This is a genomic window from Zavarzinella formosa DSM 19928 (genome assembly GCF_000255705.1).
GTDB lineage: Bacteria > Planctomycetota > Planctomycetia > Gemmatales > Gemmataceae > Zavarzinella > Zavarzinella formosa.
The window spans coordinates 304,383-323,903 of record NZ_JH636440.1; the positions used below are offsets into that span (position 1 = coordinate 304,383).

Genomic DNA, 19,521 nt, shown 5'->3' on the forward strand with positions numbered 1-19,521 from the left:
GCCAGTTGGCGACGGCCGGCCCCGGCACGGCTGCCGCCTTGCGGACAAGGACGAGGAACGTGGCCTGAAACGCATCCTCGGCATCATGGGGATTGTGCAACGTGCGGCGGCAGACGCCCCATACCATCGGGGCGTGCCGCCGTACCAAAATGGCAAGAGCATCCTCGTCCCGGCTTCTCAGGAAGCGGGCGAGGAGTTCCCCGTCGGTCAGTCCGTCCCCGTCCGGTCTGAGATCGGTCAGAAGACGCTGGATGACCACGCTCAACGAACTCGTCGGCATCGATTCAACCTCGTTGTCCTCGTCGCCTCTACCTCATTATCCTCGTAGCGGGCCGTTTTGATCCACCAGTTTGACAACCGCCACGGATTTGCCCAAGCCGCCGTCCGGCCATGCCAATTAGCATCCAGACCGTTTTGGGCCGTTGGTCTCGCATTTCCCACACACTTCTCGACCCCCGCAATCGTGCGGATAAGATCATCGATTCCCCTTCGGCCACGCGAGGGGAACCGACCAGTGTCCAATCGGAATTTGTTCAACGCCCCGAAGACAAACCAAACGCAATTTTTTTGGTTGTGGGTGATTCCGCAAAGACAAGCCAGCGAAGGAACAGACATCATGGCCGAGCTGTCCATGCGGGAATTCAAAAAGATCGTCCGGCAAACGATGGAGACGTTGCCGGAGGATTTGCGTCCGTATCTGGACAATCTCGTCGTCGACGTGGCCGACGAACCGGATCATGATTTGTTGCTCGCCGCCGGGTTGACCGAAGAGGAAATCAAAGCGGGGGAATCATTGCTCGGGTTGTTCGAGCCGGTGGAGTTGGGCGGGATGATGACCGACGGGTTGCTGGAGAGCGAGCTACAACACCGGCTTTGGATTTTCAAAAAGCCGCACGAAGAAGAATTCAAGGACCCGGTTCAACTCCGCACGGAAGTCCGCAAGACGGTGATCCACGAACTGGCCCATCATTTCGGCTGGTCCGACCGTGACTTGGAACGCTTCGACGCCACCCCGGACCCGTTCGCGGATGGAAACACCTTCCCGCCGCGAACCGGCCTCGATTGACCGGCCGAACTCAAAACCGGAAGCCGGTGTAGATGCCGATGGTGCCGCTGGTCACTTTGCCGCTCACCTTGCAGCCGCACGATTCCCGGCCCGAGAGGCCAACCAACGCGCCGAAGTTCAGGCCGATTTCCCATCCCACGGACGGGGACAATTCATGTAGCCAGCCGATGTTGGCGTCAAAGAGCAAATAGGTTTGGTCCGTCTCGCGGCTGCGGTAGCCCCAATAGTCCCAATGATGCGATTCCGCCTGCCAATAGCTGAAGCTAATGCCGGGGCCGAACATCAGGGCGTTCTTTTCGCCGTCTGAGACAATCGTGAACAATGACCGGGCACCGAGGCCGTATACGCCCTCGTCCCCCCACAAGGCCGTCCGGGCGCCGGCAAAGGCTTCCAGCAAAATGGAGGTCTGTTCATACCGGATCGCGGTGTATTGCAATCGCAAACCGCTCGGATAACCGAACTGGACTTGCGCCCCGAAGGTATGTTGTTGCCCCACATCCAAGTTCCGGGGCACTTGGGCCAGAATCACCTCGGCCTCCGTCGGCAGCGGGTCGGCCGGAATGTTCGTCGGCGGGATGAGCGGAACAAGGGGCTGCGCCGGCGGAATTTGAGCGGCGGCCGTCCCGACGGCGCCCATCACGGCGAGGAGAGCTAGAAGTCGCATCGTGGTCATCCGCGGGCGGGTTCCTTCACAACGTCATCCCGACCGTTGACCGCATAACCAACCTCGGCGTTTGGGGAAATGCCAATCGTTTGCCTCATTGCGTTTTCGACATCATTCAAATTGGCGCCAATCGGGGCTTCATTGCGCATTTGACATCATTCAGACTCTTGTCAGAAAGGAGGATTTGTGATATCCAAACCTCAAAGAAAGTCCGTCTTCACATTTTGGGAGCCTTCGCCGGATGCCCGTCGTTCATCACTGGCGTCAGGCCAACAATCCCGAAGAGATCGCCCGTCTGGCGGCCGAATATCTGATGGCCGGCCGCATGGTCGTGCTGCCCACGGAAGCCGGGCCGATGATCGCGGTCAGGGCGGGCGCGCCATCGTTGCAAACATTGGCTGAATCTCCGCGACTGTCGGTGTTCGCCGATCCCTCCCGCGTCATCGATTTTGGGGATGTGACCCCGGACGAGGCCGCTTGGTGCGGCCGGATCTGGCCGTCCGGCGTGGCGTGGCGACGGGATGACGGCTCAGCCCTCTGGGTTCCGGCCCACCCGCTGACCAATGCCATCCTGACACTGGCGGGGCCGCTGGAGTTTTACCCCGTGACCGGGGAACCCGCCTGGGGCGACGAGATCGCCTTGGTGATTGCGGACGATCAACCGGCGGCGGGCGCCCTCACCGTCGTGCGGCTGGCGGACCGGAACTGGTCCGTGCTTCAACCGGGAATGGTTTCCGGGGAATCGATTCGGGAAAAACTAGCCCGACAGATATTGTTCATCTGCACCGGGAACACTTGCCGAAGCCCGATGGCCGAGGCCCTTTTCAAGCAGGAACTCTCCCTCCGGCTTGGGTGTTCCGTTGGCGAATTACCTGCCCGCGGGTATCGGGTCCGGTCGGCGGGAACGTCGGCGGCTCCGAATGACAGACCCACCCCCGAAGCCGTGGAGGTTCTGCTAGAATGGAATGTTGACCATTCCGCTCACCGAAGCACCCCCGCCGGAGCCGAACTTGTGGCCTCGGCGGACGACTTGATCGGGATGACACGGAACCACCTGCTCACCGTGTTGAGCCGGTATCCGGTCGTCCGGGGTTCCTTGAGACTGCTTTGCGGGGCGGAGGGGGACTTGGATGATCCGATCGGCGGAAGCCCCGAAGTGTATCGGGCCTGCGCGGAAACGATCCGACGGCATGTGAATCGATTGATCACCGAAATGGGACTGACATGAAAATCGCGTTGGGGAGCGATCACCGGGGATACACCGTCAAACAGCGCCTGATAGACGTGCTGACGAAGGCCGGCCATGAGATTCACGACCTTGGCACCACCTGCGGAGAAGCGGGCGTCGATTACCCCGACTACGCGATTCCGGTCTCCCAAGAGGTCGCCGGCCACGCGGCCGACCGCGGCATCCTGGTCTGCGGCACCGGTTTCGGCATGTGCATCGTCGCGAACAAAGTCCACGGCGTCCGGGCCGTCACCTGCCGAAATGACATCGAAGCCGAAATGAGCCGCCGCCACAACGACGCCAACGTCCTGTGCATGTCGGCCGACTTCCTCGGCCAGGAACAAATCGACCGCATGGTCAACATCTGGCTGGCCACCGAATTCGACGCCGGCCGCCACCTCCGCCGCGTGGAAAAAATCACCAAATACGAAGAGGACCACCCCGGCGAATGAGCCATCGGAATGACCGGTGACAAACCCCCTCGGATTTCCAACCGGAAATCCGAGGGGGTTTTCTTTTTGAAGCCAGTCGCTTGTCGGATGACTTGTGGCATCGACCACATTCAAGATGATGGCTCTTTTCCAATCCGGTGATCTTGGATTCACCAGAAACGAATCATGCCACCGGGTCAGGCGCGGCGCCAACCCCGGCCGGCTTTTGCTCAGATGGCGTCAGTGCCGAAACCATCGAACCCACACAGTTTGCCGTGAGCGGGTATGAACAGCTCGTCGCACTTGCCGCACAACACCAAACCGTACTTGGGATAATGCGTAATGGTCGTCCCGCAAACCGAACAATCTCCCGACCCGTTGCGGCGATCCTCGATGATTTGTCCGCCACCCAACCCTGCCAATGCACGCAAGCCAGCCTCCAACTCATCAACTGCGGCGACAATGAAAACCGCCCGCGACGGGAACTGGGCCAGAGCCAGTTCCCGCAATTCGTCGAGACGGGACAGGCACTTGCCGAGCAACTCAGCGCGATCAGGTGACGGCGACACGCTCATTCGCTGACCGGCCATCAGCAATCCATCCAACAGGCCGGACGCGCGGAAAATGTGCTTCGACATCGGGTGATTCAGGTCAAGCATCCCATGCCTCCGCTCTCCTTCGCCGAAAGTAGCTATGCAAGTTGTCATTTTTGGCGAAGTGGGACAAGAGCCGTCCCACTCCCGAAAGACCAATGAACTTGCGATGTCCGATCTGATTATGGCCGTTACCATGTGGCGGTTTAATCGCGTCGTCTGTTTTTGTCGGCATTCGGTGAGGCAGCATCAGCAACCGATCAACAACGGTTGATGGATGAAGACGGCAAAGTGGCGATGACTCCGCTTCGGAAGGAAACGCGAGGGCGGGTGAGATATGAATGAAAGAAGGCCTGTTGGCCACTGAAGGCCCTTCCGCACATATCTCCCCGGGCTAAATCAACCAAAACGGGCTTGATTCATTGACGGCCTCATAGTCGACATAGCTCACCAGACCGGCAGCATGTAGCTATTAACTCCTAAAAACTCGTCATGCTGCCGTATCAGGTGTAGTGCTTGGTTTGGCCACTGTTACAGTTTCTCATTCGCCAAGTAGTGCGAGATCGTTTCCATCAAAGCTGCCCAACGGTCTTTTGCCTCTTGCTCATCCCATCCCAGAGTGTCACAGGTCAGTGCGAGGATAAATCCCTTGTCCTCGCCGTTCATGCGTAGCGTTTCGAGTCCAATTTCTAGATTAAAGTATTCGTTCTCGTCTTCAGACTCGGCGAAGTCCGGTTGCCCGTGCAGATGTTTACACAGTCTGCCGGCCAAGCGATAGTAATCGTCCAAGTTTGTGCAACGATTTAGATCTGCAAACCCGACATGGACATATGAATTCGCAACCTCTGCCTGTCGTTGTTTCTGTGGTTCTTTACTGGGCGGGATAGGTGGCCCAATTACCTCTTCTTCGCCTGGAAAAAATGAGAAATTGCAGCCGAAACTCTGGAAGATGGTATCAGCACCGTTGATCTGGAGCAGGTAGTCTTTGAATCGTGGCTCCTTCGCTAATTCCGGCAGTTCATCTATACCAGCCGGGTTCGTGCGTAGATCAACGTACTCGTGCCGTTCGGCTGGGTCGAACTCGGTTGGGTCGAAATAGGGAATGTCCGTTCCACAGGGTGGAAACGACAGCGTTGTTTTCATGTCAGTTGTTATACCTCAGTGTTTTTGTAGCGACGCGACAGTCACATGTCGCCAATGCTCGCTTTGGCCGAACGTGGATCATCAGCAGTGGGGCCGCTGAGTGAGCCACAACGCTGAAATCGCTGATGCCGCCCCGATCAGGTACGGGGCCCAGCTCGGCTTGCCTTGGTTAACATACCGCGACTGTTCCGCTGATTTTCTTGCTTACGGCTTCACTGCCCAGAGAAACGCGATCCGGATGTTTGGCCCACCGAAGTCAGTCACAGTGACATTTGTGCCCCAGCCGAGGGCTGCACGGAGTTGGTCTGCCTTGGCGTTTAGGCTGTGCTGATACGCTTGGTACACCAAGAGCGTGTCACCGGCCTTCATCGCGTCCCACACCTGACGGATATGCTCAGGCCGAACGTGGTTGGGCCCGGCATTGGCGCCAGCTATCCCGGAGTCCGGATCGAGGAGAACCACGTCTCGTCTTTCATGCTCTCGACTCAGTAGTTGCCTCACGGTCTGGTTGAAATAGTCGTCGCGAGCGGAACTCCGGTTCCGATAAGGCGCGTCGATTACCTCGATCTGCCGACCAACAAGCGGACCGAGTGTGAGGATCCGGGTGATCAAGCGGTGTTCTCCACGGGCGAAGGCCAAGTGCTCGCCTCTGAAAAAACGACTGATCGTAGGGTCAGCACGCGGATCAACGTCGTCCTCCGGAGGGTGCCCCGCATCCTCAAGCAGCATGGCTACCTGAAGAATGCCAACGGCTGATGTGGTCTGCGCTGTACGGCACGCAACGGTCCACTTCAGGCCATCGTGAGGATTGGCGTACAATTCGTGTCGCACTGGATATCTCGCCGAACTTGTTAGTAGCTTGCAGCTCTGCACAATCAATCACGGCTGGTTTTCAAGCCGTTTTTCGACTCCGAAAACGATTCAGAATCGACAGAACTGTCAGTCTTTCAAAAACTTGGCTAACTCTCGCCGCGTTAGCCAAAGCGGCGAATTGGCGCAATCGATCAAACGAATGACACTTTGCGGCGATTGAGGTTCGGCCTTCATTGGTCTGGCGAGCTTTCGTTTTGGAGGCCCTGCGGCTGGCCAAGAATTCGGGCCTCATGCTCTTACATCAACAGATTACCCGAGCCAGCCGCGTGAAAGCAAGGATTTGTGAGAAAACCGGAGAAAGACTGCTCAAGAATGTTTTGGTTCGCCAACACAGATCATTCAACTTGCGGTCGGCGAGGTGCTTCCCTCAAAATGGGCCATTTTCAATTGGTCAAAATCGCTGCGCATTTGCCCAAAATCATCAGGCGACCCCTCTGTTTTTCCGGGGATTTTGAAAAATAGTGTTCAGTTGGCCCACTGTTTTTGACCACTTTTGGGGTGTGAGACTGTTCAAAAATGGTCGCCGGAGGAGGTTTTTTGACGTTTTTCGGGTGCTTTTTGGTCGGATTTTGACCGGTTTGAAAATCCGGGAAGACCAAGGGCTGTAGCGTGTTGGCCGGTTTCAGATCGGGTTCAAGTGACCGATGATGGGCGGCCGCCGGGTCTGCCTTGCCCGGTCACTGCCTCACTTCACGACCGCCCAGATGTTGTTGAACACCACGGGGTCGCCGAGGTATTGGAGATATAGCGAGCCGGATTCGGTCAGATACTTGTTGAAGTTGCCGCCGCCGGGGGAATTCCATTTCAACTCGTGTCCGTCGTAGATGACGACGCCGTTTTGTTTGATCGTGGCCTTCGCGGATTTTGTCTTCAAACCCTCGGAATCAAGTTCGGCGGCGGTGAAATCGATGTCATAAGTCTGCCAAGCCAAGGGCGGATAACACATGTTGACTTTGGGCGCATATTGCTTCATCTCGATTTTCATGAACGAAGAATAAGCAACCATTTCCCCGCGGCCGTTCTTGATGAACAGGTTCTCCAGATCCGCCGGGAGTTGTCGAAATTTTGGTGATGATGCCTGAACAGCTATTTTTTGGGTTTGGTTAAAGCGAATGAAGCCTTGTTCGTAAGTTCCGCCGACAAGGAGGTCGAGGTTTTCAATGGCCTTCGCGGCCGACACATCCTTCTTGATGAGCGCATCGCCATTGAAGGTGATTTCGCATTCCTCACAGATGGCGCCCTGTTCTTTGTCCTCACTCTTGAGCCCGAAGTTGTCGAGAACTTGGAGTTTGTAACGGTCTTGGAGGAAGACGCCGCTGCTGGCACGCGGCTGGCCGGGCATCCAAGGGGTGCGGTATTCCAAGTGAAGCCGGAAGCTCTGGAACTTTTGTTTGCTGCGAACGCCGGAGGCGGCGAGAAACTTGCCGTCGGAAAGATCGGCGATCACGGCCTTGTCCCACTTGTCCGCATCCGCCGGGCCGGAAAACAGCACGACCGCCCCCTTGGGCGGCTTTTCGCCAAGTGCGGGAGACTTGCGTTCGACTTTGCCCAAGACGGCCGCCTCCTTGCCGGCGATGGTGAAGACACGATTCTTCGGGCCGGCGCCAGCCTCCAAAACCCCAAGCGTTTCCTCTGGCTTCCCGGCCGACTTCACCACCACACGATTGCGATCAAGAACGCCCTTCCCCGCAACCGGGGGCTTGCCGTCCCACCCGGCACCCGGCAAGCCCCCGGCGAACAGCTTCACCTCAAACTTGCCCTCACCCAGAGCAATCACTTGGGCGCCCAACGGGTCGCCGTCGCGCTTGCCGAGGTATTCTCCCTGAATGGCAAAGTCGAGGTCACCCGCCAGTTTGGCCGGATCGCTCACCACAACCCCCGGCGGCTTCTCCTTGTTCTCTTTGGGTTCTTGGGCGACGACAGGACAACCAACGATGACAGCCAACAACCCGGCAAGAAGACGGGACATGCGAACCTCCCGGAAGAGACAGGGTGTGACGCTATTGTTGGGCGAGAGGGATCGGCGTCAATGGGTGGATGAACGCATCAATACTCGCCGATACAAACGGATCAAGGAGTCCGGCCATACATCATAAAAAGTTGAAATGCCGTTCGGTCAGACATGGCGATTGGTTCGGCGGCACCACTCATTCCACGCAGATTCTTCCCGCGTGGGTTGATTGCCGGGGTGCCTCCAGCACGCCTCGCCCTCCGTGAATCCTGGCCCCTCGATCATCAACAGCATGTCGCCATCGGGGAACCGTACCCGCCACAGGCCGGAGCACAACACGTCCTTGAAGTGATCGAACTGGCTCGGATCGGGGTCTTGGCCTTGTTTGAGCTGTTTATGCCACCTCTCGTCAAATGTGATGTAGTCACACAACCGTATCGCTTGCTTGCCTTGCTCTTGGTTGACTACCTGTCGGTAGTTTCCGAACCATGTCCCTTGATGGACGATGACGTTCGACACCTCCGCGACGAGGAGATCGCCATGCCAAAGTTGAGCATTCAGGGTCGAGGGGGTTGCGGCATCCATAAGCGACGGCCTTTTTCACAAAACAATAATCTCAGCAGTTGTGTGGCCACCGGCAGACGGCTGCCCGGATTCAAACCACTGAAGCACAGCGACCAAGTTCTCGTCCGGAATTTGTGTCACTTGGCCACCGGCGAAAGACCGCCCCCCGCCCCTCTCCCGGTAAGCAGGGATGTCAGCCGCGAATGCCGCGAGCCGTGACCGCCACTCCTCTGGCAAGATTTCAATGACTCGCGTGATGCAACCGGGCTTCATTGCGAGCAACAATGCGAAGAGCACCTCACTCTCCGTGCAAACGCCCACGTTGTAATTGAACAAAACCCACCGCAGCCCGCTCACCACAAGATCCTCGACAGTCTGTCCACTCGGCTCCTCGCCCTTGAGGCCCCCGGCCCGCTCGTCTGCAAGCAAATAGTGCGAACCCGTTCCAAGAGCAATTAACTGGTTATGGCTGATGCCCTTGAAGCTGCCGCCGGGGAAGATTCGGCTGAGATAACCGCCATTGTTTGGTCCGGCCTCGGGTGGCATGTAGTGGGCAAACACAACATTACCATCGACTTGAAGTTCGAGTGTTCCCATTCGCCGAAACCTCCCGCGTCAGGTGCCCCTGAGGTTCACTTTATCGTAATGCGGCCCAGTCTGCGGAAGCGTTGGGTTCAGCCTCGCCGCCTACGGCCTCATCCAGCACCGTGGATGATTGGACCATGCCCGCATCGCCACCGCGTCCAATACCGTATCTTCCCGCATATCACCGTTCCCGGTCCGAACCAAAGCCGCTCGACCGGGCAATTCGGCCGCCTCAAGGAGCGCGTGGAAGAGATTGACCACCCCGCCGGTTTGCTCCGCCAAGCGGGCGGCCACCACCGCCAAGGTCCGCTCGGCGTCGGCCCCATCAACATGGGATCCGATCGCAAACGCCCCCCGCTCCGGCTGGATCCCGAACACCCGTTCGACCTCCGGCCCGTCGACGTCGTCCCACAGGGCGAGATCCCAAGCACAATACAAATGCGCGGCACGGTCGTTTAGCCACCCGCCAATCGTCCGGGTGTCAGCGACAAAGAATGACTCCGGATCGCAACTGGTCGTTAGGTATGCATCGGCGACAGTCCGCCGAAGATCGGCAACCACATCGTGGCTCCGGGCCAAGGCCCCGGTCGGTATCCATAGTCCGACGGCCATCGCCAAACTCCCTGTGGCCGAATATGAAGCGGACAGAATTGGTTCTGTCTCTTTCCGGCGGCCGTAACCATCTTAGCCTCGCCAGCAGATGGCAGCAGGCTAATTGACCTGAAACCGCCTGTCAAAGTCTTTACCACAATAGCTTCTCATCTCCGCCCGGCAAACCGGTCGCTTTTTCGCTTTTTTGTTCGCTTCATTCGAGGTAGCATGAACTGACTCACTCCTGTTGTGATCCGTCAGCGATCCAACAATCTCTTCCGGGAGACATTTCATGAGTCAGCGATTTGGCATTTTTTTGTCAATGATCGTCACCTTGGGCGGATCGGCTTCGGCATTCGCGGAAGACGAGAAGATCATCATTGAGCGGCTTGAGAGTCGCGGCCTGCAAGTGGTTCGCGAAGGCCAGACGGTCGTGGCGGTGAAAGGCTTTCGCGCCCGCGACGGCGACCTGAAGGACATCAGGCAATTTCCGGCGCTGCGCCGGTTGGAACTGACCAATTCCGACATCACCGACGCGGGCCTTGCCGAGCTTGCGGAACTGAAAAACCTTGAGGAAATCCAGCTCTATTCCTCGATGAACATCAAGGGGGACGGCCTCGGGCACCTGACCGGCAACAAGAATTTGAAGATCCTCCATCTCAGCGTCGGGCAGATCAACAACAAAGCCCTGCGCGATCTCCGAAAAGCCGGGTTGCTGCACACGCTGTACCAATCATTCAAAGACAATCAGCAGCCGGAGCGGGACGACAAGATTCGCTCGCTGACGCTCGCCGACGGCGTGACGGACACCGGGCTTGTGGAACTGACCGCCCTGCCCGCCCTTCAGGTGTTGCAACTTTCCGGACGCAACGTTTCGGATGTCAGCATGGCCATCCTCGGCAAAATGACAACGCTGCGTGAACTGGCGATGCGCGGCGCCCGCGTCACCGACGCGGGCCTTCGGGAGATTGCCGGCCTGAAGGATCTGGAGGTCCTGATGATCGACGATGCCCCGATCACGGACGAGGGTTTGAAAGTGATCGGCGGCTTCAAGTCGCTGCGCACGCTGTATCTGAACACCCCCACCATCAAAGGGGAAGGCTTCCGGCACCTCGCCGGGCTTCCCTTGGTGGATCTGTTCCTTTGCGGAAGCATCACGGACAACTATTTGCGAGTGTTGCGGGAGGCCGGCCTGTTGCACATCCTTTACAACGCAAGGACCATCGACCGACAGCCGCCCCGCTCCGAGAAAGACATCTATTCGCTTGGCTTGGATTACCAAAAGATCACCGCCGCGGGTTTGAAAGAACTCAAAGATCTTCCGGGCTTGCGAATCCTTTGGCTGGCCGGCCTCGGGATCAAGGCGGAGGAATTCGTCAACCTGTCAGGCGTGCCGGCGCTGGAGATCGCGACGTTCGATCAGGGCACGGTGAGTGACGAGGCCCTGAGAACGCTGGCCCGGCACGATGTCCTTCACCTTCTGGCGACAGAAGCACGAGGAAGAGACCAGCCGTTGAAAGCCTTCACGGCCATGAACCTGTCGAAACAGCCGATCACCGACGACGGGCTAAAGACGCTCCGCAACGTGGCCACGCTGACGGACCTGAACCTGAGTGAAACATCGGTGAGCGACGCCGGCGCCAACGAACTCAAGGCGATGCAGGCGCTGACAAACCTCAACCTGCGCGACTCCCGCGTCACCAACAAGGGCCTGAAAACCCTCCTTGAAAGCAAAACGCTCAAGCGGATTGATCTTGGCCCGAAGCAAGTCGATGACGAGACACTAAGTCTCCTTCACGAACACGACCGGCTGACGTTGCTAAGCTTCACCCGCTGCAAATACGGCGAACCGCGTTTGGCGGCCAATGTCAACGGGATCGTTCTGGTTGGCACGCCGGTGACAGACGCGGGATTGAAGCTGCTCGCCGCCTATCCGAAGCTGGAGTTCATCAATGTCCGCAACTCCCGCGTGACGGATGCCGGTGTCGCGGAACTATTGAAAACCTTCCCGAAGCTGAAGGTTTATCGATGACTTCCGGACGCGGCTCTGGTGGGTTGTCCGCCGTTCGGCACGATCAGGTTCGCCCAAACCGGATCTCAACGGACTCAGGGGACAAGTCGCTGACGGCCTTGAACGCCGCCGACTTGGTCACAAACCGGCGAAATTTGGCGAGTTGGTCCGGCGATTCACACCACCGATTCCCTTCGCCCGCCGATTTTCCCGACGCCGGGCCGAACCGGAATCGGAGATTGAGCTGTCGCGGTTCCTCGTCTTCATCGTCGTCCACAATCAGTTGCCGCACGATGCTGACCTCGAACGCCGGGCCATCGCCCCAATCATCGGTGCCCCACTGAAACAGAAGCATGTCCCCGTCCTCGTCGGGCGGGCACCCGTCGACCCGTTCTTCCGCATAATACGCGAGCAGCGCCTCGACGCCGACGGCCGGGGTCAGGGTGTCAACCGAGTGCCCGGCCGCTTCCAGCCGCTTGAGGAACCGTGTCTTAACCATGCGAGGTTTCATCGCTCAATCACCCTCTGTCGCCGAACGACACAACTCAGCAGACCCACCGTTGAAACAATTACGCCCATATGAAGTCGTCATACGGCAGAGTCTGCCGGATCGCATTTTTCGGCGATATCGCTGTCACTCGCACCCGGCACTCCGACCACCGTAGCAGTTTTCTGCGTCGACGGTCATTGCCCGCGTACTCGTGTCTAACTACCTTTGCGGCCTACCAACCCCATTTGGGTGGGTCATTCTCATCGAACCCCCAAATCTCGTAGGTAGTCAACTCTGGCTCGAACTGGTAGATCCAAGTCGTGTCTGGTACCTGTGCCTCGCGAAGTGCGTGCCGCAGAACTCGAACGCCGGCCTCCAAGTCCGAGACGAGGATTTGGATCATAGCTAGCATGCCCCATTCATTCGGCTCATCCGTCATGCTGGCTCTGGCACCGACGGAGCCAGCACCTGCTGCCGTCAGCGCGTTACTGACAGCCGCAGCGAAGTGCTCAAGGTCATCGGACAGGATCGCCTCCTCGAAGCCGATGACCAAGTTGTGTGACCGCAAATCCACTCGGGTAAGACCTCCGTGCCGAACGCCAAAACTCAGCAACCGGGACCGAAGCGACTTCAGCCACTAACGACGACTGAGGGCCCGGTCAGGCACGACGCCATTATTCGGCCGTGTTATTACCAATCACGCCAGCGGTCCGCCCAATCATCATAGTCCTTCAAGCCGGCCACTCGCAGTGCTTCATCGATCTGCTCGATGATATCTTCGCGCTCGATGGTCGTGATGAATTCATGCTTCTCGTCCAGCCCGTTGAAACCTTCGACGCATCGTCGCACGATCGCCTGCGACAGCTTCTTCGTCGGTTTCGGGCCGAGGGCAATCAGGGCTTCGACGGCTTCACGGATGAGCTTCCGGGATTCACGAATGGCCGCGGCGGGAACCGCGCCGTTCCAGTTGCTGAAGAACGTTGCCTTCTTCAGTTTTTCCAGAGTCATTTGTTTTTGCTTCGTTCTCGTCTCGAAAAACCGCTGCCAGGCACCAGGTCCGTTGTTTCTGTCAAATTCCGCCACCAATGCCGGCCGGTCATAACGCCAGCGCCACTCGGCCAAAATACCGTCGGGCCAGTGATCCCAGAACTTGCTGAAGCTCTCAAGGTTGATTCGGGCCTCGGCCGCGCTCGGCTCAACCACGCCGACATACTTGAAAGTTCTCGGCGGCGGTTCAATCCAATGCTGCCACTTCACACATCGGCCAAGGGAGATCAAATAGTATGTGCCGTTCGCGGTTAATATCGTTCTCAGCAACGGGTTCGTGATGTCCGGTGGCCGCGAATCGACGTACTCCGTGGCCGCGAACAAAGACATCTCCCGATCCGAATCGGCCCGCAGGACACGGCAAGCGCCGAATCGTCCGTCGGCCAGGGGCACTGCGAACGTGCTTCCGGCCTTCTTAAAATGAACGGAATGGTTCGCCAAGAATGCCTCCTCTCAGACGTTCGCCCGCGTGGTCATGTTTATGACCGCCCGTCGCGCCGAAGCTGGATTCGATCAAAGCGGCCGAACATAAAGTTCGCCTGCCGCAGCGGAGTGCGCCACGGTCACGAACTGCGGCGGCCGTAGTCAGGCGCCGCGCGGGAGTCGGCGTGCTTGGCGCCCGCGACGGGGCCGGGGTGAATGCCCTACTTGATCGGTAAGTGACCGAACAACCCGGCAAAGCCGCTCACCATGCCCGCGCCGCCAAAGAAAAAACAGGCCGACGGAAAAAGCCATGACTGGACGAACGTCAAACCGATTAGGTTCGACGTATTTTCCGCGTCGTAGGCAACCGTCATTACTGTCCCGCGCCGCTCGGCGCCCCCGGAAACGGATAGCTTCGCGCAGCGCACGGCGCCCGACTGATCGACGAACTGGACAACCGGATAGATCGCCCCCCGGAAACCAGGCGCCAAATCGACGACGGTCGCCTTTGCCCGGATGCCCCGGCGCAGCAAAACGATCGTTTCTCGGGCCATAAAGAGCCCGAGGAGCAGGAAGGATCCGCCTGCCCCGATCAAGACGAAACCGGCACAAGCGCTTAGCATCGAAACTCCCGATCTTGGGAGGCAAAAAATGTTGGAGCGGGGATACGCCGGGCGGGGCGTTCGCCTGGGCGATCCGGTTGCCAACGCCGGCTCGATCATGGCGGCTTCCACCCGTTGGCCCTCTCTTCGCCGAACGACCAAGTCCAGTTGCCGACGCCGGAAACCCCCAGGCCATTTCACCACGATGGAGGTCGCCGGTCAACTGCAACGGCTGGTTCGGCCTGAAACCCCGTTCTCTCGCCCGGCGACCGTCACCGGGCGAAGTATTTTGTCTTTCCACCCTTCTCAACCCACGTTCGCCATCGGCACGGACGACTTTAACCACTGCCCGACCATAAAGCTCGCACTTCCCGAACCCGTGTCCATGCCGCCGAACGGTTGAGCTGAGCGCCGCGCACGTTGCTGTATGAGCTTGGCGTTTTATCTTCCACGCGTGCGCTCCAGCGATTTGTCAGACGGCGCCCAGGCATTTGGCCGGTGTTGGTTGTTGCTTTCATTGAGGGTTTTGGTCATTGCGGAAGAGCCCCCCTCCAACTCCCCCTTGGCAAGTTATGCATTACGGACATGTTGGCAGAGAAGGCATGGGGTGTAGGTTGTGGGAGTGGTGAACGGAACCGAAGGAAGGCGAAAGAGTGGCCGTGCAAACGTATGCCCGGCTGGATGGGGCCAGGGTGTTGCCGGACGCCCGGTTGCGGCGGCGGTTGGGGATCATGCCGGACCAGTTCACGGCCCAACCGGACCGTTCGATTCCTCTGGCATCGGAGGGATGCAACGACATGGACGCGGCGTATCAGTTTTTGGTCAATCCCCGGGTCGACCCGGACTCGATCCTCGTCACCCGCCGACCGGAGACGGTGGCCTGTCTGGGGGGTTGCCGGCTTCCGAATCGCCCAACAACTCCCAAAAGATGTCCGTAATGAGTAGCTTGCCAAAGGGGAGTTGGAGGGGGTCTCTTCAACGGAGACTGTCTCCAACAACCAAAAGCGAATAATCGATTCTTGACCAATGCCTTAAAGCGAATTCTTCCTCAATCTCGAATAAAACACCACTATCCTGATGATCTTTGTCCGATATAAACATTCGTGAAAGGCTTTCTCTCGCCCCGCATGGAGCCGCATGAGCATCACGGCCAAAAACATCACGAAGAGTTTCGGCAAAAAAGTCGTCCTCGACAACGTCTCGCTGGAGGCTCCGGCCGGTTCGCTGGTCGCGCTGTTGGGGCCGTCCGGTTCCGGGAAGACGACGCTGCTGCGCATCATCGCCGGGTTGGAAATCCCCGATTCCGGATCGGTGCTGCATTCGGACGACGACGTGACCAACCACGCTGTCCGTGATCGAAACGTCGGCTTCGTGTTCCAGCATTATGCTCTCTTCCGGCACATGACCGTCTTCGAAAACGTGGCCTTCGGCCTGCGGGTGCGGAAGTGGCCCGAGGACAGGGTCCGCGACCGGGTGAACGAGTTGTTGAAACTCGTCCGTCTGGAGGAACAAGCCCGGCGATACCCGGCGACGCTCTCCGGCGGCCAGAAGCAACGCATCGCCTTGATCCGGGCGCTGGCCCCGGAACCCCGGCTCTTGTTGCTCGACGAACCGTTCGGCGCCCTCGACGCCAAGGTGCGGACGGAACTGCGGCACTGGCTCCGCCGGTTTCACGATGATTTCCATGTGACCAGCGTGTTCGTGACACACGATCAAGAGGAAGCCTTCGAGGTCGCGGACAAGATCGTGTTGATGAACCAAGGCCGCATCGAACAGACCGGCACCCCGGAAGAGGTGTTCGAGCATCCGGCCAATGCCTTCGTGATGGACTTTCTGGGCAACGTGAACATCTTTCCCGTGACGATGCGGGACGGCCGGGCGATGCTGGGCAATGTGCAGATGCCCCTGCCGCACGGAGCGGCCAAAGGCAGCGACAACGGCCCCGGTTCGGGAAGCCGGGTGTTCATCCGCCCGCATGAACTGGAGTTGCATCGCACCCGCACGGCCGAGAGCGCGATGGAGGCCAAGATCACCCACATCAACCCGGCCGGGTCCGTGGTGAAAGTCCGGCTGATCGCCGAAGAATTCGGCTTGATGGTGAACGTGGACCTGATCCCGGAACATTACAGCCGCTTGGGACTCCGGGCGGGAGAAATGGTGTTCGTCTCCCCAAAACGGGTGCGCATGTTTGCCGAGGATTATGTGATTTGAGGTTTATTCCGCCGGATGAAGTGATGGAAGCCGCGAGATGCCCGTGCTCAACGGGCAACCGGTTTGACGTGATCGGGAAAGTTCAAATCAGCCGCAAACCTCTCCCTCAATCCGGATGGCCTCCTGCTCCATCGGGGCTTCCGGGTAGCCGATAGAGAGGCATTCACCCAAATACTGCCGCAAGAATGGCTCGAAACCGCCGAGCCGTTCATATTGCATCGTGTGCGCCAGTTCATGCGCGACCAGTCGCCGCTGGCTCCAACAAGAGGCATGAATGAAAATGCCGTATTGAAGCGTGAGGCCAACCGTGAACGGCGTGATAAGACTGCTTGCCTTGGCCGCGAACGCCAGGGTCGGATGTTCCGGCATCGGAATCTCCGGCACACCCAGCAATCGCACCCGCTCCGGGCGGGCGACGCCAACCCGGCGGGCATCGGCCATCTCTGCCTCGGTGAGGGGGACGCCGGTCCGCAAGATGGCGAGTTCTTGCTCCGACGCCCACGCACAGGCCAGCGGCAACAGCGTTTCAAATTGTTGAAGTGTGAACATGCTTTTGGGGACGATCCTCGCCAATTCTCGGCGCAGGCTAACCGACCGTCGCCCGCCTGTCAAAATCATTCCGGGGGGAAACTTCGCCTGAGCCGTGAGACCATTGACAACCAAATAGCACAACATCGCGCAGATGAATTCCCACACCCGGATCAACATGCGAATTCGTTTCAGGCAGGGGTTGAGAATGGGATGGTGGAAAGTCGACTAAAAAGATTCATCTCGCCCGTTTTAACGAAAACGTTGATTTTACCGGCAATTTCGATGGTACATGCCATTTGGTGCGACCTTTGCGTTGAGAAACGTCGGATAAAACCGATCTCCCTGCCACATCGGAGCCCGACATGCTTGTTCTCACCCGCAAACCTGGTGAAGAAATCGTCTTCAACCACAATATCCGTCTTCTCATCGTCTCCACACCCGGCGGTTTTGTCCGCGTGGGCATCGACAGTCCGGAAGTCCTTGATGACGATAGCCGCGTGAACACGCTGCACGGCAACCACATTGACTTGGACGAATCCCCCGAAGATTACGTTAACCTGTTCCCCGAGCAGCCGGACACGGAAGAAAAAACGGCCGTCTTGCAAAATGTTGATATTTTGACAGCAAAAGAATGTGTTTGATTGTTTTAGTTGGTTAAACGAAAACAAGTCCGGCCCGCCGCCCGCTGGCGGTGGGACCGGACTTGTTTATTTTTCCCGCAATGACGAACTGGTCAGGTTAATCGTTCTTTCAGACCAGAAAACCAAAGCAAAAATGGAAGCCATTAATTAGATTTTGTTTTGAAACAGCAAACTTTCGGAGTGTGCTTCGAGTTGCATTATCGAAACGCCAATCCGCTGAAAACTCCCAGAATCCAACCCAAAAAAGTAAGCCCGGCACGCACCACATACTCTTTTAGGCGATTCCCGTCAGCTATCCGCTTCTCGGCGTGTTCTTTGGGCGTGAATCCGGCTCGCCATTTGATGAACTGGTCGCAAGTGCGATTCGCATTAATGACTGCCAGCGCATTTTCGGGAAGGCACTCTCCAACATCAGCGCCGAGATCCCATGAGTTGCAGAAACATCTTGGACTCCATTGAAATATGGGTACGGGCAGATTCGACCCGCTTACAGGCATTGTCGGGATATTCCATGTTTTCCTGACGTTTAGCTCTACCTCGACGAATTTGGGCTGATCGCCGTTGTAATGAGTACGTTGGGTGAGAAATCCACAATCAACGCATTTTCTGGTGTTTTCCATGTTTTGCCTCTTCGGGTTAAAAATCCCGAGCATCCTACCACGAGATTTTGGGCAAACTTCGACAGCATAGTTTTGTGGCTGATGGGTTCACAATTCCATGTCAGTGGAGTATCGCCTTGCCCTACGCCCCCCGGTAGCCCCTCGCCCGCAAGGCCGTCGCCACTCCTGTTCCTCCGCCAATCGAAGGGCGGGGTCGGACCTCGACGCATGTCAGCCCGGAGGCATCTTCGCCGTATGGCCCTTGAGCAAGGATTTCGCCACCCGGTCCCATCGCCAGCGAACAACCGATGCACTTTCTGCCCTGCCAGGGACCGCCGGTGATGGGGCCTACGTTGCTGACGCCGATCACGGTCAGGTCGTAGAGGCGGGCCAGTTCGGTGTACGAATCGCGCCAGAGTTGCCCGTAGGGTTCACGCTCATTGTCGTAATCGGCATCGACGGCCCACGCGGATGGCGAAAGGATGACCTGCGCCCCCATGCGAGCAAGAACATGGCCGATGGCCAGCGAGTCGCCGAAATTGTCCGCGCAGATGTTCAGGCCCAGCGTGCCGAGTTCGGTCTCGACGACGCCGAGCCGGTTGCCGACCGTGTAAAGATCGAGTGCGATATCCAGTTCGTTGATCTTGCGGTGATGCAGAAGCAGTTCGCCGCCGGGGCCGATCAGCACGGCCGCGTTATAGATCCGGTCGCCGGACCGTTCGACCAAACCGGCGGCGACGTAAATCTGATGCTCTCTGGCGGCTCGGGCCAGACGCTCAACGTGCGGGCCGGGGATTGGCTGGGCCAGATCACGGGCCGAGGGATCGGTCCAGCCCAAGTCGAGGCACTCCGGCAGCACAACCAACCGACACCCCTGCCCGGCGGCTTGTTGAATGGCCTCCGCCGCCCGATCCAAGTTCGCCTGTGGTTGGCCCCCTTCAACCAGAACTTGCGCCATGCCGACTTTGTGACCCGCGATGTTCAAGAGAGTCCTCGTTTCAATGACCATTCTTGGTCAAGTGGAGTATAAGCCGCTCATGGAACTTCGCTCGTCGGCGCTGGCTCGTTTTCAGGCTTGTCGGCTTCTTTTTCCACGAGTTGTTCCATCTTCAAAATCGCCTCGCGGATGAACTCGCGCACATCCGGGTCGGTCTCGCTCTCCAGCCGGGTTCGCACGGCTTCGAGGATGGCTGCTGCGACCGGGCTGCCGACGGTGGCCGCGAGATCGGCGGCGGCGTTGCGAATCGCCGGGCCGGGAACCGTCAGCGCGTCGGCGA

24 protein-coding genes are annotated in these 19,521 nt (G+C 58.3%); 8 read left to right on the forward strand and 16 right to left on the reverse strand.

The annotated features are described in order from the left end of the window. Positions 1 to 280: RNA polymerase sigma factor (locus tag BGIM_RS62790; protein WP_315849820.1), on the reverse strand; the 280-nt coding region annotated here is incomplete at its 3' end. Between the two features lie 336 nt (positions 281 to 616). Between BGIM_RS62790 and BGIM_RS0112015 the strand changes: the two genes are divergently transcribed. Continuing rightward, the gene (locus BGIM_RS0112015) at positions 617 to 1,066 is read left to right on the forward strand and encodes a metallopeptidase family protein (RefSeq protein ID WP_157368913.1); all 450 of its coding nucleotides are present in this window, start codon (positions 617 to 619) and stop codon (positions 1,064 to 1,066) included. Between the two features lie 10 nt (positions 1,067 to 1,076). Here BGIM_RS0112015 and BGIM_RS0112020 read toward each other — a convergent pair whose 3' ends face one another. Then, a complete protein-coding gene (locus tag BGIM_RS0112020) occupies positions 1,077 to 1,730 on the reverse strand; it encodes a hypothetical protein (RefSeq protein ID WP_157368915.1) in 654 nt (217 codons plus the stop codon). Positions 1,731 to 1,971: 241 nt separating this feature from the next. On the opposite strand from BGIM_RS0112020, the gene BGIM_RS57350 reads away from it, so the two are divergent. After that, entirely contained in the window at positions 1,972 to 2,958 is a 987-nt protein-coding gene (locus tag BGIM_RS57350) for a low molecular weight protein arginine phosphatase (protein ID WP_020470023.1), read from the forward strand. Further along, entirely contained in the window at positions 2,955 to 3,410 is a 456-nt protein-coding gene (gene rpiB, locus BGIM_RS0112035; protein WP_020470024.1) for a ribose 5-phosphate isomerase B, read from the forward strand. Before BGIM_RS57350 ends, rpiB begins: the two co-directional genes overlap by 4 nt. Before the next feature lie 209 nt (positions 3,411 to 3,619). Here the strand turns inward: rpiB and BGIM_RS0112040 are convergent, their stop codons facing one another. The 7 genes from BGIM_RS0112040 to BGIM_RS0112080 all read right to left on the reverse strand — a co-directional run bounded on the left by BGIM_RS0112040 (position 3,620) and on the right by BGIM_RS0112080 (position 9,710). Continuing rightward, positions 3,620 to 4,048 (reverse strand): hypothetical protein, encoded by a 429-nt coding sequence (locus BGIM_RS0112040; protein ID WP_020470026.1) that lies wholly within the window; start codon positions 4,046 to 4,048, stop codon positions 3,620 to 3,622. Positions 4,049 to 4,513: 465 nt separating this feature from the next. After that, on the reverse strand, positions 4,514 to 5,125 hold the full coding sequence (locus BGIM_RS0112050; protein WP_020470028.1) for a hypothetical protein: 612 nt from the start codon (positions 5,123 to 5,125) through the stop codon (positions 4,514 to 4,516). Positions 5,126 to 5,329: 204 nt separating this feature from the next. Beyond that, positions 5,330 to 5,956 carry a hypothetical protein gene (locus BGIM_RS0112055; protein ID WP_020470029.1) on the reverse strand — a complete coding sequence of 209 codons (627 nt, stop codon included), beginning with the start codon at positions 5,954 to 5,956 and terminating at the stop codon, positions 5,330 to 5,332. A gap of 727 nt (positions 5,957 to 6,683) precedes the next feature. After that, positions 6,684 to 7,967: a 3-keto-disaccharide hydrolase gene (locus tag BGIM_RS57355; protein ID WP_020470032.1), complete on the reverse strand. Its 1,284-nt coding sequence runs from the start codon at positions 7,965 to 7,967 to the stop codon at positions 6,684 to 6,686. Positions 7,968 to 8,114: 147 nt separating this feature from the next. Beyond that, positions 8,115 to 8,534 carry a hypothetical protein gene (locus BGIM_RS0112070; protein WP_020470033.1) on the reverse strand — a complete coding sequence of 140 codons (420 nt, stop codon included), beginning with the start codon at positions 8,532 to 8,534 and terminating at the stop codon, positions 8,115 to 8,117. Between the two features lie 15 nt (positions 8,535 to 8,549). Further along, positions 8,550 to 9,110, reverse strand: a complete 561-nt coding sequence (locus tag BGIM_RS0112075; protein ID WP_020470034.1) for a hypothetical protein — start codon at positions 9,108 to 9,110, stop codon at positions 8,550 to 8,552. Positions 9,111 to 9,200: 90 nt separating this feature from the next. Then, on the reverse strand, positions 9,201 to 9,710 hold the full coding sequence (locus BGIM_RS0112080) for a DUF6368 family protein (protein WP_020470035.1): 510 nt from the start codon (positions 9,708 to 9,710) through the stop codon (positions 9,201 to 9,203). A gap of 271 nt (positions 9,711 to 9,981) precedes the next feature. On the opposite strand from BGIM_RS0112080, the gene BGIM_RS0112085 reads away from it, so the two are divergent. Next, on the forward strand, positions 9,982 to 11,721 hold the full coding sequence (locus BGIM_RS0112085) for a leucine-rich repeat domain-containing protein (protein ID WP_020470036.1): 1,740 nt from the start codon (positions 9,982 to 9,984) through the stop codon (positions 11,719 to 11,721). A gap of 43 nt (positions 11,722 to 11,764) precedes the next feature. On the opposite strand, the gene BGIM_RS0112090 is transcribed toward BGIM_RS0112085, so the two are convergent. From BGIM_RS0112090 to BGIM_RS0112105, 3 genes are all read right to left on the reverse strand, one after another. Continuing rightward, on the reverse strand, positions 11,765 to 12,199 hold the full coding sequence (locus BGIM_RS0112090; protein WP_020470037.1) for a hypothetical protein: 435 nt from the start codon (positions 12,197 to 12,199) through the stop codon (positions 11,765 to 11,767). A 681-nt stretch (positions 12,200 to 12,880) separates the two neighbouring features. After that, positions 12,881 to 13,678, reverse strand: a complete 798-nt coding sequence (locus BGIM_RS57360; RefSeq protein WP_020470039.1) for a hypothetical protein — start codon at positions 13,676 to 13,678, stop codon at positions 12,881 to 12,883. Between the two features lie 203 nt (positions 13,679 to 13,881). Next, on the reverse strand, positions 13,882 to 14,256 hold the full coding sequence (locus BGIM_RS0112105; protein WP_193788971.1) for a DUF3592 domain-containing protein: 375 nt from the start codon (positions 14,254 to 14,256) through the stop codon (positions 13,882 to 13,884). A gap of 55 nt (positions 14,257 to 14,311) precedes the next feature. Between BGIM_RS0112105 and BGIM_RS0112110 the strand changes: the two genes are divergently transcribed. The 3 genes from BGIM_RS0112110 (at position 14,312) to BGIM_RS0112120 (ending at position 16,473) form a co-directional block, all read left to right on the forward strand. Next, positions 14,312 to 14,665 (forward strand): hypothetical protein, encoded by a 354-nt coding sequence (locus BGIM_RS0112110; protein WP_020470041.1) that lies wholly within the window; start codon positions 14,312 to 14,314, stop codon positions 14,663 to 14,665. Positions 14,666 to 14,915: 250 nt separating this feature from the next. Then, positions 14,916 to 15,200 (forward strand): transposase DNA-binding-containing protein, encoded by a 285-nt coding sequence (locus tag BGIM_RS0112115; RefSeq protein ID WP_020470042.1) that lies wholly within the window; start codon positions 14,916 to 14,918, stop codon positions 15,198 to 15,200. Positions 15,201 to 15,399: 199 nt separating this feature from the next. Further along, positions 15,400 to 16,473 (forward strand): sulfate/molybdate ABC transporter ATP-binding protein, encoded by a 1,074-nt coding sequence (locus tag BGIM_RS0112120; RefSeq protein ID WP_020470043.1) that lies wholly within the window; start codon positions 15,400 to 15,402, stop codon positions 16,471 to 16,473. Positions 16,474 to 16,560: 87 nt separating this feature from the next. Here BGIM_RS0112120 and BGIM_RS0112125 read toward each other — a convergent pair whose 3' ends face one another. Beyond that, positions 16,561 to 17,181 (reverse strand): hypothetical protein, encoded by a 621-nt coding sequence (locus BGIM_RS0112125; RefSeq protein WP_020470044.1) that lies wholly within the window; start codon positions 17,179 to 17,181, stop codon positions 16,561 to 16,563. A 185-nt stretch (positions 17,182 to 17,366) separates the two neighbouring features. Here BGIM_RS0112125 and BGIM_RS50035 point away from each other — a divergent pair, with 185 nt between their 5' ends. Next, positions 17,367 to 17,645, forward strand: coding sequence for a carbon storage regulator (locus tag BGIM_RS50035; RefSeq protein ID WP_020470045.1), 279 nt, complete (start codon positions 17,367 to 17,369; stop codon positions 17,643 to 17,645). Between the two features lie 197 nt (positions 17,646 to 17,842). Here BGIM_RS50035 and BGIM_RS0112140 read toward each other — a convergent pair whose 3' ends face one another. The 3 genes from BGIM_RS0112140 to BGIM_RS64795 all read right to left on the reverse strand — a co-directional run. Continuing rightward, positions 17,843 to 18,265: a hypothetical protein gene (locus BGIM_RS0112140; RefSeq protein ID WP_157368919.1), complete on the reverse strand. Its 423-nt coding sequence runs from the start codon at positions 18,263 to 18,265 to the stop codon at positions 17,843 to 17,845. A gap of 121 nt (positions 18,266 to 18,386) precedes the next feature. Beyond that, positions 18,387 to 19,229, reverse strand: a complete 843-nt coding sequence (locus tag BGIM_RS0112145) for a carbon-nitrogen hydrolase family protein (protein ID WP_202947253.1) — start codon at positions 19,227 to 19,229, stop codon at positions 18,387 to 18,389. Positions 19,230 to 19,279: 50 nt separating this feature from the next. Continuing rightward, positions 19,280 to 19,521, reverse strand: a 242-nt coding sequence (locus BGIM_RS64795) for a hypothetical protein (RefSeq protein WP_040888795.1), incomplete at its 5' end; no start/stop codon positions are given.